We start from the raw sequence: 26,252 nt of genomic DNA on the forward strand, positions 1-26,252 counted from the left end.
CGTTGGAAAGTTCTTCACCATTGCCGGCATCATTGCGTAAGGACGCCGGACCGTAATGCCCCGTGGGGGGATCGCACCCGGAGAATCTTCAGTTGCCAGCCGTTACCGATGTCGTCTCGTTCGAACCCGCCACCGGCAAGGAACTGTGGCGCGGCAAGACGGGTGATGTCGACGAGGCGGTGTCGCGGGCGCGGCGAGCCTGGCCCGATTGGGCGTCCAAGCCGCTGGCGACCCGCGTCGAACTTGTCCGACGATTTGCCAACGAGGTGCGCAAGGAACACGACAAGTTCGCCGAGCTGATCGCGCGCGAAACAGGCAAGCCGCTGTGGGAAGCGCGCACCGAGGTCGAATCGGTGGTCGCCAAGGTCGACATCTCGATCACCGCCTATGCCGAGCGGACCGGCCAGAAAAAGCTCGACAGCGCGCTCCAGGGCACGGCGGCGGTGAGACACAAGCCGCATGGCGTCATGGCGGTGCTGGGTCCGTACAATTTCCCCGCGCACCTGCCCAACGGGCACATCGTCCCGGCGCTGATCGCGGGCAACACGGTGATCTTCAAGCCGAGCGAGAAGACCCCCGCGGTGGGCGAATTCCTCGTTTCCTGCTTCCACCGCGCAGGCATCTCGGCGGCGGTCGTGCAGTGCCTCCAGGGCGGTCCCGCCGAAGGACAGGCGCTCATCGCGCACCGCGACATCGACGGCGTGCTGTTCACCGGCAGCGCACGCGCAGGGATCGCGATCAACAAGAAGCTCGCCGGCAACCCGGGCAAAATCGTCGCGCTCGAGATGGGCGGCAACAACCCGATCGTGGTCCTGGACACCCCCAAGATCGCCGATGCCGCCATCCTCGTCGTCCAGAGCGCGTTCACGACCGCGGGCCAGCGTTGCACGGCCGCCCGGCGGCTGATCGTCAAGGCGAGCATGTACGAGCCGCTGCTGCGCGAGGTTAAGGCGCTCGCCGACCGAATCATCTTCGGCGAACCGTTCGCCGATCCTGCGCCGTTCATGGGGCCAGTGATCGACAACCAGGCGGCGGACCAGCTTTGCGAGAGCTTCCTCTACCTGCTGTCGAACGGCGGCAAGGCGATCAAGCACATGCAGCGCCCGGACGACAACCTTCCGTTCGTCAGCCCTGCGATCATCGACGTGACCACGATGAACGACCGGCCCGACGTCGAGCTGTTCGGTCCCTTGCTGCAGGTGGTGAAGGTGGACACCTTCGACCAGGCGATCGCCGAGGCGAACGACACCCGGTTCGGCCTGTCCGCCTCGCTCATCGGGGGGTCGCCCCAGGACTACAACCGCTTCTGGGCCAACATCCGCGCCGGCATCGTCAACTGGAATCGGCCGACCAGCGGCGCGAGCAGCAAGGCCCCGTTCGGCGGTCTCGGCCTGTCGGGCAACCACCGTCCGTCGGCGTTCTACGCCGCGGATTACTGCGCCTATCCGGTCGCCAGCACCGAAATGGACCAGCCCCGTGCCAGCCTGGGTGCGGGGTTCCGGCAGGAACGGCGCCGGAGCCCGCGCCCGATGGCCGGTTAACGCACGAGCGTGGTCAGGCGAACGATCGTGTGGTCGCCCTCGGGCCGAACCCGCACGTCGAAGGCGAACGAGCGGTCCCTCCCCGTCAGTTGCAGGTCCTGGCCCGCTCGCAGGTATCGCGACGCGATGTTCGCCGCGCGTGCGCGGTGCGCATAGAACGCCAGCACGTCGGCCGGCGGGACCGGGGTCGAGAACGTGATCGCGCGCACCTTGCACGCCTTTGAATCGGACCCGGCGGCATCGAGCGTGGCGCCGCGCGGATAGACGGGCATCGCTGCGGGCATCCGCGCGGCCCAGATCGCCGAGGCCTGCAGGTCTCGAAGACAGTCCGCCCCCGCGCCAAGAACGGCGAGGCGGTCCCGAGGGTTGGCATCGTTGGCGAGGGATACTCCGTTCGCCTCCGGATCGCCCGGCGCGACGAGACGGTCGGCGCCGCCCGCGATGCGCGCGGCGTCAGCCCGCGCGGCCGCGATCGCCTCGGCAGTTGCGGGAAGGATCGGCAGCGATGCATCGCTCTCGACCGTCAGCGCGGAAGCCGCTTCATTCCGGCTGGACAGGTCGGGGTCGGTCATCAGCGGATCGTCGAGCGCCTGCGCGACCTGCGGATCGCGCGGCGGAGGCGTCGGCTCGGTCTCCCGCTCTCCGCAGGCGGCAAGCGCGACCAGCAGCGGCAGGAGGAGGCGTACGCGGCTCGGCACCCGCGGGCGTCTAGCCCATCGCGCTTGCCAAAAGAAGAAGGCGCCCTCCGCCGAAGCGAAGGACGCCTTCCGCGTCCCCGAAGTGGGTTCGCGCTTGCGGCCGCGGGTGGGCACGGCCGCGAAGCTCGTCAGGGCCGGCTCAGCGGCAGCGGGCGCCGCTCTTGGCGATCTCGCGGCCCAGCAGGGCACCGCCCGCGGCACCGAGGATCGCACCCAGCGTGCGGTCGCCATACCGGCCGGCGATCTCGCGGCCGAGGAGAGCGCCGCCCGCTGCGCCGATGACCAGGCCGGTGGTGCCGTTCGACTTGCGGCAGTAGTAGCGGTCGTCCTCGCCCCGCCACACGCGGGTGTTCGCGTAGACCGGCTCACCGTAATAGGTCTGCTGATAGCCATATCCGTTGCCATAATAGCGGCTGTCGTAGCGGTCGTACCGGTCATGGCGATCGTGGCGGTGGTGGCCGCGATGCTTGTGGCGCTTGTGCTGGGCCGAATGGTCGCCCCACACCGCGCTGTTGTCGTAAGCGGCGCTGTGCGCCGCCGGCGCGGCGGCGACCGGTGCGGCGACCATCAGGCCCGGCACGGCCAGGGCCAGCGCGGCGGTCTTGATCGGGTTCTTCTGCATCGGTGTATCCTTTCGTGTCTCTCGCGACCGAGAGGCTGAGTGCACACCCCTTCTGTCCCGTTCATAAATAAGGGGGCGTAACTGAACGGACGGCAACGGCGCCTTCAGCTTCGAACTTTTTTCGCCCCTTGCGAGAAACACGGGGTTTTCCGGGACTTTTCGTCGCTTGCCGGGCCGGTGGAGGGGCCCTAGGGGCGCGCGAAGATGAACAGCGCCGAACCCCAGCAGCCCAGCGGACTGCCTGCCGCCCTCGGCGCCTACCTCATCTGGGGCTTCCTGCCGCTCTACCTGATTCTCGTGAATAGCGTCCCGCCGTTCGAATTCGTGGCCTGGCGCATCGTCTGGACGCTCCCGCTGTGCCTGGTCATCGCGTCCCTGCGCCACCAGCTGCCCGAGATCGCCGCCGCGCTGCGCAACCCGCGGACCCTTGGCTGGCTGGCCCTTTCGTCGGTGCTCATCGCGGTCAACTGGCTTGTCTACGTCTGGGCGATCCAGGCGGGCGAGGTCTTCGCCGCGAGCCTGGGTTACTACATCAACCCGCTGGTAAACGTTCTGCTGGGCACGGTGCTGCTGGGCGAACGTCTGTCGCGGCGCGGATGGATCGCGGTGGGAATAGCGGCCATCGGCATCGCCATGCTGCTCGGGGGCGCGCTGACGACGCTGTGGATCAGCCTCACGCTCGCCCTGAGCTTTGGCACCTATGGCCTTGTCCGCAAGCAGGTGCCCGTGGGCGCGCTGCCCGGCCTGACGATCGAATCGGCGATCCTGCTGGTCCCCGCGCTGGCACTCGCCGGCTGGTACGCCGCCTCCCCCGCCGGTTCCTCGTTCGGGCACGAATGGGGGCTGAGCCTGGCGATAATGCTCGGCGGCGTCGTCACCGCGATACCGTTGTGGCTGTTCGCGGTGGCCGCGCGGCGGATGAGTTATTCGACGCTGGGTTTCGTCCAGTTCCTCGCGCCGACGATCGTCTTCGTGCTCGGGCTGACCGTGTTCGGCAAGCCGCTTCACCCGGCCGAGGTCGCTGCCTTCATCGCGATCTGGATCGCGATCGCGGTGTTCGTCTGGGACCTGCTGGCTAGGCGACCAGCCGCCAGCTGAGCGTTTCCCCGGCGTGGAACGGGACGACCGCGGTGCCGCCCGCCTCGATCGTCTCCGGCACGGCCGCGTCGCCGCGCCGCAGCGTCACGGTCTCCTCGTTGACGGGTAGGCCATAGAACGCCGGTCCCGCGAGCGAGGCGAACTGCTCGAACCGGTCAAGCGCGTCCTCTTCGTCGAACACGGTGACGTAGCTTTCGAGCGCGAAGGGTGCGTTGAAGATCCCGGCACAGCCGCAGGCGCTTTCCTTGTCGTGCCTGGCGTGGGGCGCGCTGTCGGTGCCGAGAAAGAACTTGCCCGAACCCGACGTCGCCGCCTTGCGCAGTGCGAGCCGGTGCTCCTCGCGCTTGGCGACCGGCAGGCAGTAGGCGTGCGGGCGTATGCCACCTACCAGCATCGCGTTGCGGTTGATGTGGAGATGCTGCGGGGTGATCGTGCCGGCCACGTTCGGCCCTGCCGCCTCGACGAAGGCGACGCCTTCGCTGGTGGTGATGTGCTCGAGCACGACCTTGAGGCCGGGAAAGTCGCGCACGATGCGCGACAGGTGGCGCTCGATGAACACGGCCTCGCGGTCGAACACGTCGATGTCGCTCGTCGTCACCTCGCCGTGGATACACAGCAAGAGGCCCGCCTCCTCCATCGCCGCGAAAACCGGGGCAAGGTGCGCGATGTCGGTCACCCCGTGCGCCGAGTTGGTGGTGGCGTTCGCGGGATAGAGCTTGGCCGCGGTCAGCACGCCTTCGGCCTTGCCGCGGGCGAGGTCGGCCGGATCGGTGCTGTCGGTGAGATAGGCCGTCATCAGCGGCTCGAACGACAGTCCGTCCGGCACGGCGGCCAGGATCCGCTCGCGATAGGCGCGCGCGGCGTCGGTCGTGGTGACCGGCGGGGATAGGTTCGGCATCACGATCGCGCGGGCGAACTGGCGTGCGGTGTACTCCGCAACGCCCGCCAGCATCGCGCCGTCGCGCAGGTGCACGTGCCAGTCGTCAGGGCGGCGAATGGTGAGGGAATCGGTCATCGCCCTTCCCTTAGAGCGGGGACCCCCTATCTGCCAGCCATGCCCGCTACCCGCCTGTTCGACCGCGCCGTCGTGCGTGTCTCACCCCGCGCCGAGGACGAGGACGCCGCCGGCTTCCTCCAGGCCCTGCTCACCAATGACGTTTCGGGGCCGCTGCCGGTCTATGCCGGCCTGCTGACCGCGCAGGGCAAGGCGCTGTTCGACCTGGTCGTCTGGCCGGGCGCACCCGGCGAGATCCTGCTCGACTGCGAGTCCGCCCACGCCGACGAACTCGTCAGGCGGCTCTCGCTCTACCGGCTGCGCCGCCAGCTGGATATCGCGCGCGACGACAGCGTAGCGGTCCACTGGGCTCCGCACGCCGGCGACGGCGGTGCTGCCGATCCCCGTCTTCCCGCGCTGGGCGAACGATGGCTCGCGCCCGCCTCGGAGTCTGACGAACCCGCCGACGATGCCTGGCGCATGCAGCGCCTGCGCCTCGGCGTTCCCGAGGGACGCGCCGAACTGGGCGACATCCTCTGGCTCGAGACCAATGCGGCCGAACTGAATGGGGTGAGCTTCTCCAAGGGGTGCTACGTCGGGCAGGAAAACACCGCCCGGATGAACTGGCGGCAGAAGGTCAACCGGCGGCTGGTCGTCGTGCCGCTGGCCGCATCGGACCAAGCGCGGCGCAAGGCAGCCTGGCCCGACGACGGCTTCGCCGTCGATCACTTGCGGACCGACGCGATCCCGCCCGATGCCGTTCCGGACTGGATGCGCCTGTCCGATTGACACGCGAACGGGGCGACACCCGCGAAGGTGCCGCCCCTCTCGCGTGCGACCGCGCGAGATGGCGTCAGGCGGGCGCTGTCCGGTTGTAGCGGGCGAGCGCCGGCCAGTTGCTGGTATAATCGCTCAGGTCGATCCGCGGCGGACCGCTTTCGAACTTGCGCCCGAGCGAGGCGAGGATCAGCCGGGCCCGCTTGAGCCGTGCGCCCGGCGAGCGGAACGGGTTGGCCCGGTCCGGCCGCGCGGCGACCATCCGGCGAAGCAGGCTGGTCCGCTCCTCGAAATCGGTCGGCGCTTCGCGCGGCAGGGCGATCGCAGCGCCTTGGCTGGGCAGGTAGCCCTGTCTTTCCATCGCCGGTTGCGGGCCCGTGGGCCGGGCAGCCGTGACCGCAGCCCCCGTCGGCGCAGGATGATCGACCGGTTCGCGGACGATCGGCCGCTGGATCGCGGGCGCTTCATCCGCACGAACTATGGCCCGGCGACGGCGCATGAGCAGGACAAGACCGCCGGCCGCGATGGCGGCAACGAGAAGGCCGGCGAGCAACTGGGCAAGCCCCTCGGTCACGTCCTCACGCTGCGACTCCATCTCGGGCGCCGGGCGAACTTCGTCGTCGATGGATTGAGCGGCAATGTCCCTGGCCGCAACCTCCGTCGCGTCGCCGGATACGCTGGCGAGTTCCTGCGGGCCATTGGTGGCCGCCGCAGCGACAGGGGCGAGGCCAGGATCGACGTCCTTCCTGCTGGTGGCCCGCATCGGCCGCGGCACGGTGCGCGAAACGTCGCTGGCGGGGGCCGGTGCCGTCGTGCGCGTCGTCCGGGCCGTCGCGGTGACCGGCAACGGCGCGGGCGGCTCCTCGGCCGCTGTAACCGGCGCGACCTCGGGCACGACGATCGTCGGCTGGGACGCCGGCACGGGATCGGGAACCGGCAGGCTGCTTTCCGGCAGCACGATCGGGCCGGTCGTTGCTTGCGAAGCCGTCTGGGCGACGGCAAGGCTGGACGATAGGGCGGTCGCCGCGGCAATCGCGGCGAGGCCCGTGCGGAGCGGTTTGGTGCAGGTCTTCATAGCCGGCAAACAATCCGCAAGTTTTGACGCGGTTTCCGTTTATCCGTGGTTCAGGAACGGCCTAAGCCCACGAATATTCGTGTTTTTTCGTTATTTTTTCACGACGACCGGATGGATTTGCCCGGCGAACCGAAGGGCCTGAAACGCGCCGTTACTGTCTACGGCACGGGCGAATCCGCCCCATCGGGCGTGGTGAACGACCGCGTTTCGGTCCAGGCGCATCCGGACCGCTGTTCTCCCTTCACCTCGAGCGTAGCGACGAAGGGATAGGTCCGGTCGCTCATCCCGTCCGAACATTCGCCGGGGGTCACGGCGAGCACGAACCGCGCACCGTCATAGGTGCCGCTCCACGACAGCCCGCCGCGACCAGCGAAGCGGGTGACGACGATGTCGGTGCCATCGGGATCTTCGGGCGTCGAATAGGTCAGCGCAGTGCCGACCACCTGACCGCCCCAGAAAGGCTCGGTGCCGGTAAAGCGGACGGTCTCGTTCGCGCCGATGGCCGCGAAAGGCGCGTCGTCGGCGGCATCGCCGGGGATGCCTTCCGTCGGGCTGCTGCACCCGGAAATGGCGAGCGCGGCCAGTGCGGCCGCGATAGATGCGAATCGGTGCATGGCCGGTCGACGCGCGACGTCTCCCTCGGTTCCGTGGTTTCGCGGAACATGGTCCGCGTTTCGTGCATTGTCTGGGGCAAACGGTTCAGGACATTCGGAGTCAGACCATGAAGCCAACCCCCTGGTTTCTGGGCGCGTGCGCGTTCGCGTCGATCGCCGGCGCGGTCGGCGGCGCTACCACCAACACCACCCCCATCCAGAACGCCGGGATCGGCATGGAGATGCTGCCCGAGCGGCCGATCGCATTCGATCGCGCCGACAGCGGCATCCCCGAGGTTGCCCCGCCCGATCACTACCCGATGACCACCCCTTACGGCAGGGTCGAGGTTGCCGAACTGTCGTCGCGCGGCCTCTACGCGCAGCAGCGGTTCGGCTGGCAGACGGCCCGTTACGCCCCGCTGCCGGAACCCCCTCTTGTCGAGGAGCCCGCCGCCGAGGACCGCTGGATCGGAGCCGACCGGGCGCCGCCCGAGCTGGAGGCGTCACCGCTGGCCGCACCGCTCGAACCGCTCGAACTGGCTCCGCCACCGGCTGGCGAAGCGGGCCAGCACCGGATGATCGACGTCGCCGCTACGCTGCCCGGGGACCAGGGATAAGGCCCGCACCGGCTGGCGGTGCGCGCACCTATCCCTCGATCATCACGATGTCCCAGCTGTAGCGATGGTCGCCTAACGCCGCGGCGAGCGAGGTGGGCGCGGCATCGCCCAGCGAACGGTAAAGTTCGTCCCTCGCGTTCGCCTCGGCATCTTCGGGGAAATACATCTGGAAGATGCTCCGCGCGTCGCGACCGGTCACGTCCATGTGGATGTGCGGGGTGCGCTGGCCGATTGGGCTGTCATAGCTGCCGGGCTTCACGGTGAGCAGCTTCCAGCTGCCGTCGGTCCCGGTGTGGATCGAGGCAAAGCCCTGGAAGTTGGGATCGAGCGGCATGACCGCCGGGTCCTGCGGGTGGGCGTAGCGGCCCGCCGCGTTGGCCTGCCAGATGTCGAGCCTGGCCCCGGGTATCGGCTTGCCCAGCCGGTCGAGCACGCGGCCCATGACTTCGATCACCTGGCCTTTGGCCCGGCCGCTTCCCCCGCCTACTCGCGTCAGGTCGGCATCGGTTTCGCCCCGGTAGGAGGCGGGGAAAAACGGTCCGATGGTCGATGTCGCGGTGATCGTCTGCGCGAGCGCCTGGCCGCCGATTGCCGCACCTCCGATTGCGCCCGCCACGAAGGTTCTGCGCGAAATCCGTTCGTTCATGCCCGTCACCCTCTCGAGGCGACCCGCGAGCGGCAGCTTACGCCGAGCCGGGCGGACAGGCAACGCGGTTGCTGCCGGAACCGTTCGTCAGACGGCCGAGCGGCGCCCGTCGGGCTCCCGCGCGACGCCCTTGAACGGTTCGCCATCGCGCTTCACGGCTATGAATTCGCCCGCGTTTTCGCCGCTGGAACGGTCGCGCTTGGCCCATCTTCCGGTTATCGGATTGCGCACCTGCGTGCGGTCGCCGATCGCGCCGATCCGATGTCCTTCGCCCGTGTTTCTTGCCATCGCGGAATCTCCTTTACGGGATACGAATCCCCCGCGATTCCAGATGGTTCCCGGCTATCCGCCGCGCGCGTAGGTTCCCGTGACGACGGCGGCGCCGATCACGTGCCCCTCTATCGCTTCGATCAGCGCGCCGCGGCCCTTGCCCGGCGCAAGGTCGAGCGGCGCATCCAGCGCGAAGATCTGGAACACGTAATCGTGGCTGCCGTGACCGCTCGGCGGATCGGGCGGCAGCCAGCCGGCTTGCTGGTACGAATTCAGGCCGAGCATCGGGGGATCGTCACCCTCGTAAAGCTCGCCTGCGGCAGGTTCCATGCCCCAGCCGAGCAGGTGGACGAACGGTTCGGGCGTCGGTGCGTCGGGATCCTCGACCACGAGCGCCAGTGCCTTCGTGCCCGGCGGCGGCGCGGTCCACGCGAGCGGCGGGCAGCAGGCGTCCTCCTCGTCGGCGGTAAACATCGGGTCGAGCACGCCGCCATCCATGAAGGCCGCGCTCGACAGCGCGAACCCGCCCGCGCCCATGACCGCCTCGCTGCCGAGCCTGGCGACCGCGAGCTTGCCGTGTCCGGCGCGGACGTTGTGCAGCAGGCGGCCGAGGAAGGCGGGTACGTGTTCGAGCATCGCGCGAGGTCTCCTGTCGGAAAGGGAATGTCCAGCGCCCCCTGCCGTTCCGGCGGCGGCAGCGCAAGGGCACGTCGCCGCCGTTTCAGGCAGGTCAGCGGGTTTCGGGAACGGCGCTGCACGCCCGTCGCTTGTTCATCAGAGACGCCGTGCGGAGCGGCGAGCCACCTTGCCGTCCGCGACCGGCGTCAACTGCAGGAGAACCCGCGATGCCGGATACGAAAGCAACCCAAGCCATGCCCGGGAATGGAGAGCACAAGGGCCAGCGCGATGCCAATGGCGAAACCGACGGCCTGATCCCACGCGACCGGCGCGGCGCTGGTGGCGGCGGCCCGGCCCGGCCGAGGCACGCCGACGGCGACTATCACGGCGGGCAGACCGGCGCGGCCTATCACGGCTATGGCCAGCTCGGCGAAGACGACGTCGAAGGCCAGCAAAACGTCAACGCACCGAGCGAGGATCCCTGAGCAACACCATCGCCCGGCCGCGCGGCCGTGCTAGGGTGTCGTCTATGACGGAACCCCTGACGATCCTGGTCGATGCCGACGCTTGCCCGGTCAAGGACGAGATCTACTGTGTGGCGGCGCGCTACGGCGCGCAGGTCCGCGTCGTCAGCAACAGCGCCTTCCGCATTCCGATCGATGACCGGATCCGGCGCGTCGTCGTGTCGGACGCCTTCGACGCCGCGGACGACTGGATTGCCGATCACTCCGGCCCGCGCAGCGTCGTGGTGACGGGCGACATCCTCCTTGCCGAACGCTGTCTCAAGGCGGGGGCGCACGTCCTGTCGCATGCCGGCAAACCGTTCGATTCCGCAAGCATCGGCGGCGCAATCGCCACCCGCGCGATCATGGCGGATATGCGGGCGGGAATGGACGGGCCCGGCGGCGGCCCACCCCCGTTTACGAGAGCCGACCGCGCGCGATTTCTCCAGGCGCTCGATCGCGTGATGGTTTCCCTCGCCCGGCGCTAGCCGGACGTGGCATCACCAGCCTCGCGCCGCTCGCGGCTCGCGCGCAGCTCGCTCGCCTGCAGGTGCAGCGCGCGCGAGGACAGGCGGATTTCCCGGCTCTGCTGAAAGAAGCCGAGCACCAACCAGAGAAACGCCAGCGGGCTCGCCACCCCGCCGAGGAAATCGCCAAGCTCGTTTAGCCGCAGGTCCGCCGGGTTCTGGCCCTGCACGAACAGGTAGATGACCAGCCCCACGACATAGAGCGCAGAAAGGCACAGCCCGATCATGGGCAAGCGCCGCCGCTCGCGGCGATCGTCGAGCATCGCATTGGGCGCGGTGTCCGGCATTCGCTTCTCCCGCATCTTTGCACGTTCAAGAGTGCCCGAAACAAGCGCCAGAGTCGACGGGCCTTGCCGCCACCTCAGATCACGGCTGAAAGCGAGGGCGAAGTATTTCACGTTATGTAGTCTTTCATTAAGCTCTCCGTGTTTCAGATAAAGGCGAATAATTGGCGTTGAACACGGATCATCGAATGACAGAAGATCTCTTCTTCCTGATCGACAAGCCGGTCCTTCTGCTCTGCGTACTGTTCGTCGGCGGAGTGATCGGCATCGGAATCGAGCGACTTGTCGAAGGACAGAAGCGTGCCGCGCGCCGGGCCTACTGGGCGGGCCGCAACGCCGCCAAGCGAAGCCGCGGCGGGCAAAACGATTATGCAAGGACCGCCAAGTTTCTGCTGGCGGGAAAGTCGAACAGCAAGACATCGCTTGATGCGAGCGACCAGCTTCGCATCGTGATGGCCGCATCGTTCAAGGCCCGCGCACTGCTCAACCGACCGGAAGCAAACGTCTTCAAGACGCTCGACGCTGCCGTCATCGGACGCAATCCCGCCTGGCAGGTGATGGCGCAAGTCTCGCTGGGCGAATTCCTTTCGAGCGAGGACGGCGAGGCCTACTTCGCAGTCAATTCGAAGCGCGTCGATTTCGCGCTGATGGACGAAAGATGCCGCGTTCGCCATGCGATCGAATACCAGGGCACCGGTCACCATCTCGAAGGCGGCGCCGCCGCCGCGCGTGATGCGGTCAAGAAGGAAGCCTTGCGCAAGGCGGGCATTGGATACCACGAGGTCGTCGCGGGCCACACCACTCCGGCGGAACTGAAGCGACTTGTGGAGCGGCTGGTCCCCCCGGCCGTCCCGCCAGAGCCGACCACCCCGACGAAAGCCGTCCCCGCCCCGTGCGGTCCGGTGGTGCAGGTTTGATCTGGCGCAAGGACCGGCACGAACGACAGGTCTATCACAAGCGCATTCCCCATCAAGGAGACCGCCGGTGATCGACATCGACCTGACCCACCCCGAGGTGGTCGTGCTGCGGCCCGAAGGCGCACTGACTGAAGACGATTTCGCGGCGCTGGCGAAGGCCATCGATACGCAGATCAACGAAACGGACATTGTGCCGAACCTGGTCATCCGGGTGGATCGGCTGCCGCATTGGGACAGCCTTGGCGCGCTGTCGCGTCACTTTCACTTCGTGAAGACCCATGGGAAGATCGTGCGGAAGGTGGCGATCGTCGGCGATTCGCCGTTGCTTGCGCTCGCCCCCGAGATTGCCGACCATTTCGTCGCCGCGCGCATCCGGCATTTTCCCGCGGCAAAGTTCGAGGACGCGCGGGCCTGGGCGCGCGCGGAAAAGGACGACCCGGGCCGGTTCGAGGAGATCGGCGGCTTGCCGCGCGACGTGGTCGCGTTGCGCGCAATCGGGGTGATCACGGCCGACGATTATCGCGAGACGCTGGTACCGCTGATCGAGGCGCGCCTGCAGGATCACGAAAAGCTCAAGTGCCTGATCGTGCTCGACGGCGCATTCGCCACCTATACCGGGGGCGCAGCGTGGGAGGACGCGAAACTCGGTTTCCGCCATTGGGACGCGTTCAGCCGGGTGGCGCTGGTCAGCGACATCGGCTGGATCGTGAAGGCGACGCGCCTGTTCGCGCCGATCATGCCCTGCGCAGTCAGGACGTTCCCGCTGGCGGAACTCGACGCGGCGAAGGACTGGATCAAGCGGTAGCCCGGGAAACTCAAGGCGTCTGGCGCGGGTCCCCCGCGACGAGCCGGCCGTGTTCGCACCACGCTGCCAGCTCGGGCGAGAACCGCTCGGCCACCTTCGCCTCGTAACGGGCGAGGTCCTCCTGCCGGCACACACCCTGCCAGCGCCCGTTCGTGCCCTTGTTGATGAAGGTCGCGCCGCCACCCTTCCAGACTTCGCCCGCGCTCGGCATCAATTGCGCGGACGCCGCCTTCATCGCCGCGAAGTCGGCCGCGGCGACGAGTTCCGGCCAGAGTTCCTCGGGGACATCGATCTCGATAAATTCGGCGATCCGCCGCATCTCGCCTGCGAGATCCGCCTTCATGTCGTTGTAGTGGACGAGCAGCACGTCGGGATCGTGGCGCGCTTCCCAGAAGCTGTTCTCCATCACGAAATAGCCGGCCCCAGGATCGCCCTGGTCGTCTTCCGGGCCGTCGACCCACCCCGCAAAGTGCGCGACCGGGTCCTGGGGGGAATAGTCGAACCCGTCGTCGCCGAACTTGGGATCGGAGGCGCTGATCTCCTTCCACCGGGCAATCACGCCCGGCGTGTAATGCGACTTGTGGTTGAAGAAGCTCATCGCCGCGTCGCGCCCGTCGCGCGCTACGTGGATGTACTTCACCCCCTCGTACTTGGGCAGCGCATCGAACGGCAGGTGCGACTTGAGGAACCGGCGGTGCTCCTGGCTTTCGGCGAGCGCGCGCATCGCTCCGGGCGGCGGCGCGCGGAAATCGGGCCATGGCGAACTGTCCTGCACCGGAAAGGGCGCGGCGCTACCGAACACCAGCATTCCGACGATCCGCTGGGTCCAGGTCGTCCCGCACTTGGGATAGGTGCTGATGACGATATCGTCCGCACGCATGGGAAAATCGTCCCACGCGCTGCTGTCGAATACCCGCGAGCGGACGTGGCGGGTCGCGGGCCTGACCAGCCGAGGTTGTTCTGATTGGGGCACGGATAGGGTTCTCCCGCTCGTCGCATGACGCGACCGGACCGGACGACCCTGCGTTCGGTTACGACAACCCGGCCCTCTCGCCAAGTCTCGCCAAGGCGCTTGCCTACCCCTCGCTTTCGCCGCGGCGCGTATTCAGGCCGAGCCGGCGTGCCCAGTCGACCCGGGCGAGCACCACGAGCAGTGCGATCATGGCGACCTGCAGCGCGATCCCGAGGGGGCTGGTCATTTCCTCGCGGAAGGTCTCGCCAAGGCTGGTCGCGCTGATCTGCTCCGCGGTGAACGCATAGATCGAGTACGACACGAGCCGGCCCGCAAAGAACGCCGCGGTGAACGGCAGCAGCCGCACGCAAGCCAGCCCGGCCGCTTCGAACAGCTGGGCCGAGGGCACCGGCGACAGCGCGAACAGGCCAAGGCCGAGCACGGTGTTGCGCTTGCGGCGTTCGAGCGCTTCCCGGGCGGCGGCGAGGTTCGCCTGCGTTTCCGCCGAGAGCCACCGCGTGCCGAGGTGCCGCGTGGCGTGCGCAAGCGCATAGCGGCCGAGCGCCGCCGCCAGCGCCCCGGTGAGGACCAGCAGCGGCGTCTCCATCTCGCCGTTCAGCGTGTAGAGCGCGATGATCGACCACGTCGGCGGGCCGAACGCGGGCATCAGGTTCACGCCCAGCACCACCGCGAAGAATATGAGGTACTCCATCGTCAGCCCCGAGGTGTCTCCGCTCTTGCCGCGTGCGTCAACTGGGGCCGCTCGGCTCCGAAGCAACCGGAATTGAACCGGGCCTGCATCGGCGTATTCCCTCGTGCCGGTTGCATCGCTTGCGACAACGGCCCGGGCGGCCGGTCAGCGAAAGGCATTTCGCCGCAAGAGGTGACAGGGTGTCACCCATGGCATTCCGGCAAGCCATTGCTTTTGCAGGCTTTCCCCCACGCGGACCGGGTGACACATCGTGCGCGCCCCGCCCGCCGCGCATCACGCGTCGCCCCAGCGCTCGGTCCCCCGCGCGACCCGGTCGATCAGCGCGGGAAAGTCGCCCGGCGCATAGGCCGACGCATCGCTCACCGGGTCGCCGAGTTCGAGCGGGAGCATATCGGCGCGCATCCGCAAGAGGCCCAGCGTCAGCCGTTCGTCATAGCGGCGGCCGACGTGGACCAGCTCGCCATTATGGAAATAGGGCTGCTCGACCCCGTGGATCGCCCGCTCCATCGCCGCGTGGGCGAGCGCGTTGAACGCGCAGTCGAACGCGGCCGCCCACGCCTGGTCGAACGGCTGGCCCTTCAGCCGCGCGCGCAGGCGATAGGCCGACTGGCGGCTCATCCCCACGCTGCGCGCCGCCGCGGCGACCGAGTGACTGGCGGCAAGGTGCTGGAGAAAGGCGACCTGCTTCGCCCGGCTCCACCGCGCCGGGCCGTCCTCGGGCGGAGGCAACGGATCGCAATCGCTGTCGCGAGGGCGCGCGGGAAGCGAAGGCGCATCGGCAAGACCGGTCGAGGACGCGGCGGCCGGAACCAGCCGCACGGCTGCGGGATGCGTGCTGCTCATCCAGCAGCTTAAGGCACATGTGGGGGCGTGTAGGAAAATGGTTTTGGTAGATCGCGCGTCTGACCGCACAGGCGAGCGCGCTAGGGCGTCGAAACAACGAGCTGCGATCACGCGCTGAAGCCCGATGCAACGGTGCTGGCGCACACCGGCAAGCCCTTCGACGCCGCCAGCATCGGCAGCGCGTCGCCGTTCCGCAAGGAGGGAGTCGGAGCCGAAGGCGGAGACGGCCAAAGGCCACCTGCACGCTCGCGGTATCTGCAGGCGCTGGACCGGGAGTGGGTGCGGTTGGGGCGAAAGCCGCCCTCATCGCAATCAATGCCGACTGGCTTAGACTAATCGGTCAAGTCCCAAAATTCTGGCTCAGAATCATCACTATAGGGCTTTGGCAACCCCAAGTCATCCAATAGTGCCGTCCGATCTTGACTTCCTAGCCAGATTAGAAATCCTTTGTCGACCACGTGCAAGTTCTTATTTGTCCCATCATAGTCAATAACCAAAGGTCGGATATTTTTCTTGTTTTGCAGGGAGCTCGCGACTGTCAAAATCTGCGTGATGTTTCCATTATTCAGGCCGTTTCCATTCGGGTGGGACGACTTGATAATTCTTGATATCTGACGAAGACGGAGTCCGGATTCGAGTTTTTCGACGGGACAAGAAAGCAGAGCATATATCACCCACTTCGGCATCTCCAGAATACCGACCTTGGTGCTCCGCAACGACGTCAGCGACCACATTTTGGACATTTGCCCTCGCGGCAACTATCTTGTGCTGATCTTGCGTGTGAAAAACATTTTCTGTTCTCAGGGTCTTCCGGCACGCCTCTTGGACAATATGTACGCTTTCGAAAGCCCGCTCGATTAGTTGCTCCCGAAACGCGTCGTCAAACGTAACATTTAGCAGCGGCTCTCCCGCCTTGATCACTTCTCTAAGATGCTCGGGAGACCATCGGTCAACGTCAACAGATATCACTCGATCGGTGAGATCACCGTTGAACGCTATAAGACGGTTTTCCTCCCTCCAGACGCCCACGATGATGAAGGTAAATTTGGAATCTTCGTGAAAAGCCTTTAAAGAAAAAGAAAAGTCTCTTTGCGTTTCTTCAGGAAGATAATGGAAGTCCTCCAAAACAATAAATTTTTTGAAATTTACTGACTCTAAAGCTGCGATAACGTCATTAGTGTCGGCAGGATCGATTTCTAGCGCTGCGTATTCGATCGAGCCTTCTGTGGATTGAGCCCCCTCAAACCCAGTCTTTCCTTTAGCTTTAGCGAGGAAAGGAAGCCCACCTTCACCCTCGAATTCGAGAATGATTTTGTGCTCGCCGGTCGTCGTCTTCGATTCAGAAAGCTCGACCTTGAACCCAGCACGTTTCAAAATTGCCGAGTTTAGCTGCGTAAGCGTCCACCGATTCTGGCAGGACACAACTATATAGTCGTCATCCTGAAGGCAGCTTTTCCGGAGCGAAGTTTTCCCCTGCTTCGAACTTCCGTAAATCACAATGTGCTGGTTGCGACTGAGACAGTCCAACAGCTTACCGTCGACATCGGCTCGGAAAACGTAGTTAAGCGGGAGATCACGGTTAACGCCGAAAACGTCGTCAACTTGGTTAATCTTCTCGCTCACATCGTCCTCCAGTTCATCACTTTGCGTTGTCGTTCTCAGCAATGAGAAGAATCGATCAAAAGTCCATCCCGCCATTGTTGATCGCTGTGCGCGGCTATGATGCGGAAGTCGAGGGCTCGTTAATCGTGTTGCCTGTCTCCCTGTCCGATGTACAGCTCCCGCCCTGTTTCCTCGTAGACGCGGCTCATCTCGTCCATCCCGGCCTCCGCATCCGCCACCGGAGCGGTTGCCGCCAGATAGCTCTCCGAGTTCTGCTTCGCCGCGAAGTCGCGCACCTCCTGCGTGATCTTCATCGAGCAGAACTTCGGCCCGCACATCGAGCAGAAGTGGGCGGTCTTGGCGCCTTCTGCGGGGAGGGTCTGGTCGTGGTATTGTTCGGCGGTGTCGGGGTCGAGGCTGAGGTTGAACTGGTCGCGCCAGCGGAATTCGAAGCGGGCGCGGCTCAATGCGTCGTCGCGGAGCTTGGCGGCCGGGTGGCCCTTGGCGAGGTCGGCGGCGTGGGCGGCGAGCTTGTAGGTCACCACGCCCACCTTCACGTCGTCGCGGTCGGGCAGGCCGAGGTGTTCCTTGGGCGTGACGTAGCAGAGCATCGCGGTGCCGAACCACCCGATCATCGCCGCGCCGATGCCGCTGGTGATGTGATCGTAGCCGGGCGCGATGTCGGTCACGAGCGGGCCGAGGGTGTAGAACGGCGCCTCGCCGCAGGCGGCGAGCTGCTTGTCCATGTTCTCCTTGATCTTGTGCATCGGCACGTGGCCGGGGCCTTCGATCATCACCTGTACGTCCTGCTCCCACGCCCGCTTCGTCAGCTCGCCCAGCGTGTAGAGCTCGGCGAACTGCGCCTCGTCGTTGGCGTCGGCGATCGAGCCGGGGCGCAGGCCGTCGCCCAGCGAATAGGCGATGTCGTAGGCCTTCATGATCTCGGTGATCTCGTCGAAGCGCTCGTAGAGGAAGCTCTCCTTGTGATGCGCGAGGCACCATTTCGCCATGATCGAGCCGCCGCGGCTGACGATGCCGGTGACGCGCTTGGCGGTCATCGGCACGTAGGGCAGGCGCACGCCGGCGTGGATGGTGAAGTAGTCGACGCCCTGTTCGGCCTGCTCGATCAGCGTATCGCGGAAGATCTCCCAGGTGAGGTCCTCGGCAATGCCGCCGACCTTCTCCAGCGCCTGGTAGATCGGCACGGTGCCGATGGGGACGGGGCTGTTGCGGATGATCCATTCGCGGGTGTCGTGGATGTTCCGGCCCGTCGACAGGTCCATCACCGTGTCCGCGCCCCAGCGGATCGACCAGACCATCTTGTCGACCTCGCTCGCGACGTCCGATGCGACGGCCGAGTTGCCGATGTTGGCGTTGATCTTGACCAGGAAGTTGCGGCCGATCGCCATCGGCTCGGCTTCCGGGTGGTTGACGTTGGAGGGGATGATCGCGCGGCCGCGCGCGACCTCGTCGCGGACGAATTCGGGGGTCACGTAATCGGGGATCGCCGCGCCCCAGCTGTTGCCTTCGGGCATCTGGCGCAGGCGCTCGCGGCCCAGGTTCTCGCGCTCGGCCACGTATTCCATCTCGGGCGTGATGATGCCGCGCCGGGCATAGTGCATCTGCGACAGGTTCGCGCCGGGCCTGGCGCGCAGCACTGTCTTGGCGACGTTCGGAAACGCCGGAACCCCACCTGACCGGTCGGGGCCGAGCTGGCCGTTGTCTTCCGGCTTCACTTCCCGCGCGGCGTATTCCTCGACGTCGCCTCGGGCGAGTTGCCACGCGCGGCGCAGCTTGGGCAGGCCGGCGCGGATGTCGATCTGCGCTTGCGGGTCGGTGTAGGGGCCGCTGGTGTCGTAGACGCGCACAGGCGGCTCGCCGCTCGACGGCTCGAGGTCGATCTCGCGCATCGCGACATTCAGCGGGCCGACGTGGATCTTGCGGCTGCCGCGGATCGGGCCGGTGGTGACGCCGATGTCGAACTGGGAATTGATGTCGGCCATGCGCTCGGGTTTCCTTCCGGGGCGGACGGGGGGCGCTGGCAAGCACCCTTCCCTCCGCCCGTGCTAACGGGTTCAGGTTCGACGGGTCGGGCGGTGCCATCCGCCCCTCTCAGCGCAGGCGCGCTCCCCGGGGATGGCAGCCGGTTTAGGCGCGCGGCGAGGGGCTGTCTAGCCGAACGCCAGCCCTTCGAACGCGCCGGACCTGCGCCAGGCGTCGATGTGCATGAAATAGGCCATCGCGCCCGCCGGGTGGCCCGCGGCGAAGCGGCTGGCGTCGGCGTAGCCCTGCCCTTCGTTGTTGTAGTAGCCGGGCGTGCATTCGGTGCTGCCGATCGTGCGTCCCGCGCCGCTGGCGATCAGGTCGACCCAGGCCTGCTCGGCCTCGGCGGTCGGTTCGACGGTCGCCGCGCCCCGGTCCTCTGCCGCGCGGACGACCGCGGCGATCGTGTCGGCATGGTCGACGATGTTGTGCGGAACGTTGGCGATCAGGTTCGCCGCCTGGGTCGGCTGGACCATGAACAGGTTGGGGAAATGGCGGATGTGGATGCCGTGGAGCGTCCGCATCCCCTTTTCCCAGTAGTCCGACAGGGTGATCCCGCCCTTCCCCGTCACCTCGAACCCGGCACGCGAGGTGTACTCGCTGCCGACCTCGAATCCCGAGGCGTAGACGATGCAGTCGACCGGGTACTCAACGCCATTGGCGACGACGCCGTTCTCGCTGATCCGCTCGACCCCCTGGCCGTCGGTATCGATCAGGCGAACGCCCGGCTCGTTGAACGCCTGCAGGTACTCGTCATGGAAGCACGGGCGCTTGCACAACTGGCGGTACCACGCCTTGAGCTTCTGCCCGGCCTCTGGATCGGCGACCACGCGCTCGGCGCGCTGGCGGATTTCCTCCATCTTCGCGTGATCGGCGTCCTCGTAGGCGGCAAGAATATTCTCGGGGGTGCGCTGGTCCATCGGCAGCGCAAGGATTTCCTTGCGGATGCGCTTGCCGAGGTCGGTCCACCCGTCCTGCACCCAGTCTTCCGCTGCGAAGCCGCCGGCAAGGTTGCCGCAGAAGTTCTCCAGCCACGCCTTCTGCCATCCCGGCCCGGCGACGGTTGCGAACCAGTCGGGGTCGATCGGAGCATTGTTCCGCTCGTCGACCGAGGACGGGGTGCGCTGGAAGACGAGGAGTTCCTTCGCCGCCCGCGCGAGGTGGGGCACGGCCTGCACCGACGTCGCCCCGGTGCCGATGATCGCCACGCGCTTGTCGGCCAATCCGTCCATCGGCGCGCCCTCGGGGCTGCCGCCGGTATAGGCGTAGTCCCACCGGCTGGTGTGGAACGCCTTGCCCCTGAAGGTTTCGATACCGGGCAGGCCGGGCAGCTTGGCGACGTGCAACGGACCGGTACCAAGCCCGACGTATTTCGCCGTGAAGCGGTCGCCGCGGTCGGTCTCGATCGCCCAGACCGCCTTCGCCTCGTCCCACCTCACGTCGGTGACCTGCGTGTGGAACAGCGCCTTGTCATAGAGGCCGTACTGCCGCCCGATCCGCGCGCAGTGTTCGCGGATCTCGGGCGCGTGCGCGTACTTCTCGCTCGGCATGTGCCCGGTTTCCTCGAGCAGCGGCATGTAGATCATGCTCGCTGTGTCGCACTGCGCGCCCGGATAGCGGTTCCAGTACCAGGTGCCGCCGAAATCGCCGCCCTTTTCGATGATGCGATAGTCGTCGATTCCCGCATCCTTCAGCCGTGCGCCGACGACGAGGCCGGCGAAACCCCCGCCGACGAACGCGAAGGTCACGTGGTCGGTCACCGGTGCACGTTCGGCGACCGGCGTGTAGGGATCGACGGCGAGGTCCGCGAACTCGCTTTCGAGCCGGCGGTATTGTGCCGAACCGTCCGCGCGCAGGCGCTTGTCGCGCTCTTCGGCATACTTGCGGCGCAGGGCATCGCGGTCGATCACGGGCGTGGTGGCGGTTTCGGACATTGGTTCGGCTCTCCCGGGTTTGCCAATAGCGGTATGGTGACCGCCGGCCAAGCGGGAGGGTGCGTTTTTCAGGTGCCGGGATCGGTGCCGGCCCCGTCAGCGCGTCAATCGGGCAGCCGGAAACTGCCCGTCCGCCGGCCCTTCGCTCCTCCGGATGGCCGCAAGGGAACGCGCAGCTCCGCGCGCGTGCCGCGACCGCGCTCGCTCGAATGCGTCAGCGTACCGCCCATCTGCCGGGCGATCTCGGCGCTGACCGCGAGCCCGAGGCCGCCTCCGGCTCCAGGGTCCATCCCCGTTCCCGTATCGGCGACCGAAATGGCAAGCGTGCCCGGGTCGTCCCAGGCGGGTTCGGCGCAGACCGAAATCCACCCCTTCTCGGTAAACCGGACCGCGTTGCCGATCAGGTGGAGCACGACTTGCCGAAGTCGCAAGGGGTCGCATTCGACGAGGTCCGGCAGATCGGGATCGATCTCGCAGCGCAGGACGAGGCCCTTGTCCTCGGCTGCCGGGCGCATCGCGCCGGCGCACGCGCCGACATGGGCGGCGATCGCGACAGGGGTCAGTGCGGCGTCGTCCCCGCCAGGCTCGACTGTCGGTTCGGCGAGCGCCCCTTCGAGCAGGTCGAGCATTGTCCGCGCCCCTTCGAACGCCGCAAGCGCCTTGCTGCGGCCGGACGGATCGATCCGCGCGGCGAGCACGGCGGCCGCGCCGGCCCGAGCCCCGGAACGGTCGCAGGCCGGACCCGGGCGATCTTGGCGGGAGGAACGCCGGTCCCGGTCGGCAAGCACGTCCCGCAGGACGCCGCGATCGCTGACATCGACGCCGATGAGCAGCAGGCGCACCGGCCGACCGTCGTCACCGACAATCGGGATCGCGCTGGCCCGGACCACGACCTGCCGGCCGTCCTTGGCGCGATAGGCAATGGTGCGGTGCGGCTCTCCGGCAGATGCGTGGACCGGCACGCCAGGCACGAACAGGTCGCGGTGCCGGCGCCCGATCAGTTCGGTCTCGTCATGCCCGAGCGCCGCGCACAGCAGCGCGTTGGCGCGCACGATCGTACCGTCCGGTTCGAGTTCGAGCACGAATTGCGAACGGTCGATCGCGGTCAGCCAGCCGGCTGCGACCGCGGGGTCGGTCGAGGCGGCGCGCTGGCTCACGCGGTCGGGGCGAAGTCGGATGCCATTCCCTCCGCCTTGCACCCGATCGAATTGCGCTTGCGCTAATCGCCGGGTCGGTAGCTCCCCCTACTAGGGGATTGCTCCTTGCCGTCGATCGCCCGCTCGCGGGCTTTTAGAACGTGTAACCGATCCCGGCGGCGGCGAACCACTGGCCGGTGCTGCCCCGGATCGCCGTGTAGGGACTGTCCTTTGCATCGCCGAGCATCCGCGAATGGCCTCCCACCAGCACCGCCGCAAGCCCACCGTTGGCAAGATCGCCATCGAAATCGATGCCCAACAGCACGGTCGCGCCCGCCTTGGTCCAGCCGCTGCCGGCGGCGAATTGCGGCAGCCCGCTCGCCGCGCTCTGCGCGGGCGTGACCGAATAGTAATAGCGCATGAAATCACCGTCGCCGCGTTCGGCCGAAAGCGACAGGGAGGCGGCCGCTCCCCGGCTGAGCGGGGTGAAGTAGGTAACGCTGGGCGTCACGGTCATCCCGCCGTGCGCGCCGTTGACGTCCCACAGCGCGTCCACCCCGAACGAAAGCGAATCGTAGGGATTGAGTACGCGTGGCACGCTGACGCCCGCATGTCCGCCGACCTCGATCGCCTTTTTCAGCTTGCCCGCGGCCGCGACCACGGGGTCCTTGATCTGGCGATTGCGGTTGGAGCGCAGCCTGGCGACCGGACCGAGGGTGAGGCCGATCCCCGCATCGGGGTCCGGAACAAGGTCGAGCGCGATGCCCGCCGGGCGCGGCTGCAGGCCGATCCCGGCGACCCGGCCCTGGATCAGCGGCGCGGGAAAGAACACGTAATCGTCCGACCCGTCGTAGCTCGGCCCGTAGCCGATCCCCAACCCGACCGAGAGCCAGGTATCGTCGTAGACCGTGTCGCCCGCCGCCGGGCGATCGGCGCGTCCGGCCGATGCCGGTTCCTCCTGCGCGAAAGCCGGCGCAGCGAGCAGCAGTGCGGCAGCGGCGCCGGACAAGGCATGGTTCATCGAAACTTTTCCCCTTTTTCGACAATCACAACTCGCGCACCGGAGGCCTCGTTCCCTGGCGGCGCGGGACGGGGGACGATTGCCGGGCTGCATTTGCCCCCGACGTGCCCCGAAGGGCAATTGCCCCGGCCGCCGATGCGCCTTAGGGCTTGGCCCCAATGAACGGGCGCATGATCGATGTTGCGATTGCCGGCGGCGGCCTGGCTGGCGGTCTGGTGGCGCTTGCGCTCCACCGGGCACGGCCGGAGCTGCGCCTGGCCCTGATCGAGGGCGGCGCCACTTTGGGCGGCAACCACCGCTGGAGCTGGTTCTCCTCGGACTTGCCCGACGAAGGGGCCGCCCTGCTGTCAGCGTTCCGCACAACGAGGTGGAGCGGCTACGACGTGCGCTTCCCCGGGTTCGGGCGGACGATGGGGACCGGATACAACTCACTCGCCTCGACCGATTTCGACGCGGCGCTGCAACGGCTGCTTCCGGCCGGCACGATCCGCAACCGCTGCCAGGTCGCCGCGGTCGATGCCCGCGGAGTGGCCCTTGGCGACGGGACCCGGATCGAGGCGCGATGCGTGATCGACGCCCGCGGCATAGCGGATGCGCCCCACCTCGAAGGCGGCTGGCAGGTGTTCCTCGGCCGCCGGCTTCGCACCGCAGCCCCGCACGGCCTCGCGCGGCCGACGGTGATGGACGCAGATGTCGAGCAGCACGGCTCGTGCCGCTTCGTCTATACCCTGCCGCTGGGCGGGGACGAGCTGTTCGTCGAGGACACCTACTACGACGAGAGCCCCGCGCTCGACCGTTCGGCGCTTTCGGCACGGATCGACCGCTATTGCGGACAGCGCGGCTGGGCCGGCGAACCGATCGACTTCGAGACCGGCGTTCTGCCGGTGATCACCGGAGGGGATTTCGCCGCATTCCAGGCGGCGCACCGCACCGATGGCGTCGCGGTCGTCGGTGCGCGCGGCGGGTTCGTTCATCCGCTGACGAGCTATACCCTGCCGTTCGCCGTCGAAACCGCGCTGGCGATCGCTGCCGAGCACGACCTCGCCGGCCCGCAGCTGGCCGCGCTGGTCGAGGCGCGGGCCCGCGCCCACTGGCGCCGGACCGCGTTCTACCGCCGACTGGGCCGGATGATGTTCGGCGCCGGGGCGCCGGTGGACCGCTACCGCGCCTTCGCGCTGGTCTATCGCCTGCCGCAACCGCTCGTCGAACGGTTCTATGCCGCCCGCCTGACCCGGGCCGACCGCGTCCGTATGCTGTGCGGCAGGCCCCCCGTCCCTGTGCTGGGCGCGATCCGCGCGCTCGGCACCCACGGCCCGCCGCTGGAGAAACGCGCCGCATGACCTTCGAGACGAAAACCGCCTGCGTGATCGGCTCCGGCTTCGGCGGGCTGGCGCTTGCCATCCGGCTGCAGTCTGCGGGCGTGAAGACGACCGTCGTGGAGGCGCGCGACAAGCCCGGCGGGCGGGCCTATTTCTGGGAGCGTCCGGCCGAAGGCGGCACCTTCACATTCGACGCCGGCCCCACCGTGATCACCGATCCCGACTGCCTGAAGGAGCTGTGGAACCTGTCGGGCCACGACATGGCCGAAGACGTCGAACTGATGCCGGTCATGCCGTTCTACCGCCTGAACTGGCCCGACGGGACGAATTTCGACTATTCGAACGACGAGGCGTCCTTGCGCGCCGAGATCGACCGCGTGGCGCCCGGCGACCTTGCGGGATATGAGGATTTCCTGCGCTATTCGGCGGGCGTGTTCGAGGAAGGCTACGTCAAGCTCGGCCACGTGCCGTTCCTCGACTTCGCGAGCATGATCAAGGCCGCTCCCGCGCTCGCCAAGTACCAGGCCTGGCGCAGCGTCTATTCGATCGTCTCGAGCTACGTGAAGAGCGAGAAGCTGCGCGAGGCGCTGTCGTTCCACACGCTGCTCGTCGGCGGCAACCCGATGACCACGAGCGCGATCTACGCGCTGATCCACAAGCTGGAGAAGGACGGCGGCGTGTGGTGGGCACGCGGCGGGACAAACCGGCTGGTCGCCGCGATGGTGCGCCATTTCGAACGGCTCGGCGGCACGATCCGGCTCGGCGACCCGGTCACCCGCGTCCACACCATCGGCACCGTCGCGACCGAGGTCGAGACCGCGAGCGGCTGGCGGTCACGCTTCCACGCGGTCGCCAGCAACGCCGACATCATGCATTCGTATCGGGACCTGCTGGGCCGGACCAAGCGCGGCGCCGACCAGGCGAAATCGCTTGCCCGCAAGCGCTACAGCCCTTCGCTGTTCGTGGTCCATTTCGGGCTCGAGGGCACCTGGCCGGGCATCCCCCACCACGCGATCCTGTTCGGGCCGCGCTACAAGGGCCTGCTCGACGACATCTACGAGCACGGCGTGCTGCCGCAGGACTTCTCGATCTACCTCCACCACCCGACGGTCACCGATCCGTCGATGGCCCCCCCTGGCATGAGCACGTTCTACGCGCTCGTGCCGGTCGCCCACATGGGCAAGCTGGCGGTCGACTGGGAACAGATCGGCCCGATGCTGGAAAGGCGCATTCTCGACGAAGTCGGGCGGCGGCTGATCCCCGACATCCACGAACGGATCGTGACCAAGTTCCATTACGCCCCGCGCGACTTCGCGCTCGACCTGAACGCGCACATGGGCAGCGCGTTTTCGCTGGAACCGATCCTGACCCAAAGCGCCTATTTCCGCGGCCACAACCGCGACGACGTGATCGACAATTTCTACCTCGTGGGCGCAGGCACGCACCCCGGCGCGGGCATTCCCGGCGTCGTCGGCAGCGCCAAGGCGACCGCGAGGCTCATGCTGGAGGACCTGTCCGAGTGAATCGCCTTGCCGTCTACTGCGGGTCCGCAAGCCCCGCCGATACCCGCTACATCGCGCTCGCGCGCGATGTCGGACGCGCTCTTGCCGAGCGCGGCATCGGGGTCGTCTATGGGGGTGGCCGCCTTGGCCTGATGGGCGCGGTGGCCGCCGGGGCGCTCGAAGCGGGCGGCGAGGTCATCGGGGTTATCCCCCATGCGCTCGCCAATTCCGAGGTGGCCAACCACGAATGCACCGAGCTGTGCACCGTGACGGGGATGCACGAACGCAAGCAGCGTTTCACCGACCTGTCTGACGGTTTCGTCACTATTCCGGGCGGCGTGGGAACGATGGACGAACTGTGGGAGGCGGTGAGCTGGGCGCAGCTCGGCTACCACACCAAGCCGGTCGGCCTGCTCAACGCCTTCGGGTTCTTCGACCACCTGATCGCGTTCAACCGCCACATGGCCGAGGTGGGCTTCGTGCGCCCCGCGCACCAGGGCATCATCATCGCCGACGAGAGCCTCGACGGGCTGCTCGACAAGATGGCCGCCTACCAGCCGCACACGCCGATCTTCGCGATGAAGGCAAGCGACCTGTGAGGAA

28 protein-coding genes and 1 riboswitch are annotated in these 26,252 nt (G+C 67.3%); of the genes, 11 read left to right on the plus strand and 17 right to left on the minus strand.

All coding sequences use genetic code 11. From position 1 onward, the window contains the following. The first annotated feature begins 92 nt into the window (after positions 1 to 92). The gene (gene astD / locus N0B51_RS12675) at positions 93 to 1,541 is read left to right on the plus strand and encodes a succinylglutamate-semialdehyde dehydrogenase (RefSeq protein ID WP_259962806.1); all 1,449 of its coding nucleotides are present in this window, start codon (positions 93 to 95) and stop codon (positions 1,539 to 1,541) included. Here the strand turns inward: astD and N0B51_RS12680 are convergent. Next, entirely contained in the window at positions 1,538 to 2,239 is a 702-nt protein-coding gene (locus N0B51_RS12680) for a hypothetical protein (protein WP_259962808.1), read from the minus strand. The genes astD and N0B51_RS12680 overlap by 4 nt on opposite strands. 139 nt (positions 2,240 to 2,378) lie before the next feature. Continuing rightward, entirely contained in the window at positions 2,379 to 2,861 is a 483-nt protein-coding gene (locus tag N0B51_RS12685) for a glycine zipper 2TM domain-containing protein (RefSeq protein ID WP_259962810.1), read from the minus strand. Between the two features lie 204 nt (positions 2,862 to 3,065). On the opposite strand from N0B51_RS12685, the gene rarD reads away from it, so the two are divergent. Then, complete coding sequence (rarD, locus tag N0B51_RS12690; RefSeq protein WP_259962812.1) at positions 3,066 to 3,959, plus strand: EamA family transporter RarD; 894 nt, start codon at positions 3,066 to 3,068, stop codon at positions 3,957 to 3,959. Here rarD and pyrC read toward each other — a convergent pair. Beyond that, positions 3,937 to 4,974, minus strand: coding sequence for a dihydroorotase (gene pyrC / locus N0B51_RS12695; protein WP_259962813.1), 1,038 nt, complete (start codon positions 4,972 to 4,974; stop codon positions 3,937 to 3,939). The genes rarD and pyrC overlap by 23 nt on opposite strands. 39 nt (positions 4,975 to 5,013) lie before the next feature. On the opposite strand from pyrC, the gene ygfZ reads away from it, so the two are divergent. Beyond that, positions 5,014 to 5,742: a CAF17-like 4Fe-4S cluster assembly/insertion protein YgfZ gene (gene ygfZ, locus N0B51_RS12700; RefSeq protein ID WP_259962815.1), complete on the plus strand. Its 729-nt coding sequence runs from the start codon at positions 5,014 to 5,016 to the stop codon at positions 5,740 to 5,742. Between the two features lie 64 nt (positions 5,743 to 5,806). Here ygfZ and N0B51_RS12705 read toward each other — a convergent pair whose 3' ends face one another. Further along, entirely contained in the window at positions 5,807 to 6,805 is a 999-nt protein-coding gene (locus N0B51_RS12705) for a hypothetical protein (protein WP_259962816.1), read from the minus strand. Between the two features lie 158 nt (positions 6,806 to 6,963). After that, positions 6,964 to 7,419: a COG3650 family protein gene (locus N0B51_RS12710; protein WP_259962818.1), complete on the minus strand. Its 456-nt coding sequence runs from the start codon at positions 7,417 to 7,419 to the stop codon at positions 6,964 to 6,966. 107 nt (positions 7,420 to 7,526) lie between these two features. On the opposite strand from N0B51_RS12710, the gene N0B51_RS12715 reads away from it, so the two are divergent. Then, on the plus strand, positions 7,527 to 8,015 hold the full coding sequence (locus N0B51_RS12715) for a hypothetical protein (RefSeq protein ID WP_259962820.1): 489 nt from the start codon (positions 7,527 to 7,529) through the stop codon (positions 8,013 to 8,015). Positions 8,016 to 8,043: 28 nt separating this feature from the next. Here the strand turns inward: N0B51_RS12715 and N0B51_RS12720 are convergent, their stop codons facing one another. From N0B51_RS12720 to N0B51_RS12730, 3 genes are all read right to left on the minus strand, one after another. Further along, a complete protein-coding gene (locus tag N0B51_RS12720; protein ID WP_259962821.1) occupies positions 8,044 to 8,661 on the minus strand; it encodes a dioxygenase family protein in 618 nt (205 codons plus the stop codon). A gap of 87 nt (positions 8,662 to 8,748) precedes the next feature. Continuing rightward, complete coding sequence (locus N0B51_RS12725) at positions 8,749 to 8,949, minus strand: hypothetical protein (RefSeq protein WP_259962823.1); 201 nt, start codon at positions 8,947 to 8,949, stop codon at positions 8,749 to 8,751. A gap of 54 nt (positions 8,950 to 9,003) precedes the next feature. Continuing rightward, positions 9,004 to 9,567: a YbhB/YbcL family Raf kinase inhibitor-like protein gene (locus N0B51_RS12730; RefSeq protein ID WP_259962825.1), complete on the minus strand. Its 564-nt coding sequence runs from the start codon at positions 9,565 to 9,567 to the stop codon at positions 9,004 to 9,006. Between the two features lie 209 nt (positions 9,568 to 9,776). Between N0B51_RS12730 and N0B51_RS12735 the strand changes: the two genes are divergently transcribed. Both N0B51_RS12735 and N0B51_RS12740 read left to right on the plus strand, forming a co-directional pair. Next, positions 9,777 to 10,034 (plus strand): hypothetical protein, encoded by a 258-nt coding sequence (locus N0B51_RS12735; protein WP_259962826.1) that lies wholly within the window; start codon positions 9,777 to 9,779, stop codon positions 10,032 to 10,034. Between the two features lie 44 nt (positions 10,035 to 10,078). Then, entirely contained in the window at positions 10,079 to 10,540 is a 462-nt protein-coding gene (locus tag N0B51_RS12740) for a YaiI/YqxD family protein (RefSeq protein WP_259962828.1), read from the plus strand. Here the strand turns inward: N0B51_RS12740 and N0B51_RS12745 are convergent. Beyond that, positions 10,537 to 10,866 (minus strand): hypothetical protein, encoded by a 330-nt coding sequence (locus N0B51_RS12745; protein ID WP_259962829.1) that lies wholly within the window; start codon positions 10,864 to 10,866, stop codon positions 10,537 to 10,539. The genes N0B51_RS12740 and N0B51_RS12745 overlap by 4 nt on opposite strands. Positions 10,867 to 11,051: 185 nt before the next feature. Here N0B51_RS12745 and N0B51_RS12750 point away from each other — a divergent pair, with 185 nt between their 5' ends. Together N0B51_RS12750 and N0B51_RS12755 are read left to right on the plus strand one after the other, a co-directional pair. Continuing rightward, a complete protein-coding gene (locus tag N0B51_RS12750) occupies positions 11,052 to 11,780 on the plus strand; it encodes a DUF2726 domain-containing protein (protein WP_259962831.1) in 729 nt (242 codons plus the stop codon). Between the two features lie 67 nt (positions 11,781 to 11,847). Beyond that, a complete protein-coding gene (locus tag N0B51_RS12755) occupies positions 11,848 to 12,585 on the plus strand; it encodes a SpoIIAA family protein (RefSeq protein WP_259962833.1) in 738 nt (245 codons plus the stop codon). 10 nt (positions 12,586 to 12,595) lie between these two features. Here N0B51_RS12755 and N0B51_RS12760 read toward each other — a convergent pair whose 3' ends face one another. The 8 genes from N0B51_RS12760 to N0B51_RS12795 all read right to left on the minus strand — a co-directional run bounded on the left by N0B51_RS12760 (position 12,596) and on the right by N0B51_RS12795 (position 22,828). Then, complete coding sequence (locus N0B51_RS12760; RefSeq protein ID WP_259962835.1) at positions 12,596 to 13,465, minus strand: sulfotransferase domain-containing protein; 870 nt, start codon at positions 13,463 to 13,465, stop codon at positions 12,596 to 12,598. 196 nt (positions 13,466 to 13,661) lie between these two features. Beyond that, positions 13,662 to 14,249, minus strand: a complete 588-nt coding sequence (locus N0B51_RS12765) for a hypothetical protein (RefSeq protein ID WP_259962837.1) — start codon at positions 14,247 to 14,249, stop codon at positions 13,662 to 13,664. Between the two features lie 273 nt (positions 14,250 to 14,522). Continuing rightward, on the minus strand, positions 14,523 to 15,092 hold the full coding sequence (locus N0B51_RS12770; RefSeq protein ID WP_259962839.1) for a hypothetical protein: 570 nt from the start codon (positions 15,090 to 15,092) through the stop codon (positions 14,523 to 14,525). Between the two features lie 561 nt (positions 15,093 to 15,653). Then, entirely contained in the window at positions 15,654 to 16,790 is a 1,137-nt protein-coding gene (locus tag N0B51_RS12775; RefSeq protein WP_259962840.1) for a hypothetical protein, read from the minus strand. A gap of 44 nt (positions 16,791 to 16,834) precedes the next feature. Continuing rightward, on the minus strand, positions 16,835 to 18,697 hold the full coding sequence (thiC, locus tag N0B51_RS12780) for a phosphomethylpyrimidine synthase ThiC (protein WP_259962842.1): 1,863 nt from the start codon (positions 18,695 to 18,697) through the stop codon (positions 16,835 to 16,837). Positions 18,698 to 18,729: 32 nt separating this feature from the next. Further along, positions 18,730 to 18,837, minus strand: a riboswitch (TPP riboswitch). Between the two features lie 28 nt (positions 18,838 to 18,865). Further along, positions 18,866 to 20,671, minus strand: a complete 1,806-nt coding sequence (locus tag N0B51_RS12785) for a flavin-containing monooxygenase (RefSeq protein ID WP_259962844.1) — start codon at positions 20,669 to 20,671, stop codon at positions 18,866 to 18,868. A gap of 104 nt (positions 20,672 to 20,775) precedes the next feature. Next, positions 20,776 to 21,828 (minus strand): PAS domain-containing sensor histidine kinase, encoded by a 1,053-nt coding sequence (locus N0B51_RS12790; protein ID WP_259962845.1) that lies wholly within the window; start codon positions 21,826 to 21,828, stop codon positions 20,776 to 20,778. 133 nt (positions 21,829 to 21,961) lie between these two features. After that, positions 21,962 to 22,828, minus strand: a complete 867-nt coding sequence (locus N0B51_RS12795; protein WP_259962847.1) for a MipA/OmpV family protein — start codon at positions 22,826 to 22,828, stop codon at positions 21,962 to 21,964. A 158-nt stretch (positions 22,829 to 22,986) separates the two neighbouring features. Between N0B51_RS12795 and crtY the strand changes: the two genes are divergently transcribed. Genes crtY through N0B51_RS12810 form a run of 3 tightly spaced genes read left to right on the plus strand, consistent with a single transcriptional unit; the run spans position 22,987 to position 26,248 of the window. Then, entirely contained in the window at positions 22,987 to 24,168 is a 1,182-nt protein-coding gene (crtY, locus tag N0B51_RS12800; RefSeq protein WP_259962849.1) for a lycopene beta-cyclase CrtY, read from the plus strand. Beyond that, the gene (locus N0B51_RS12805; RefSeq protein WP_259962851.1) at positions 24,165 to 25,670 is read left to right on the plus strand and encodes a phytoene desaturase; all 1,506 of its coding nucleotides are present in this window, start codon (positions 24,165 to 24,167) and stop codon (positions 25,668 to 25,670) included. Before crtY ends, N0B51_RS12805 begins: the two co-directional genes overlap by 4 nt. After that, positions 25,667 to 26,248: an LOG family protein gene (locus N0B51_RS12810; RefSeq protein WP_259962853.1), complete on the plus strand. Its 582-nt coding sequence runs from the start codon at positions 25,667 to 25,669 to the stop codon at positions 26,246 to 26,248. The genes N0B51_RS12805 and N0B51_RS12810 overlap by 4 nt, the downstream gene beginning before the upstream one ends. Positions 26,249 to 26,252: the final 4 nt, after the last annotated feature.

The sequence above is a fragment of the Tsuneonella litorea genome (assembly GCF_025154015.1).
In the GTDB taxonomy this organism is placed as follows: domain Bacteria; phylum Pseudomonadota; class Alphaproteobacteria; order Sphingomonadales; family Sphingomonadaceae; genus Tsuneonella; species Tsuneonella litorea.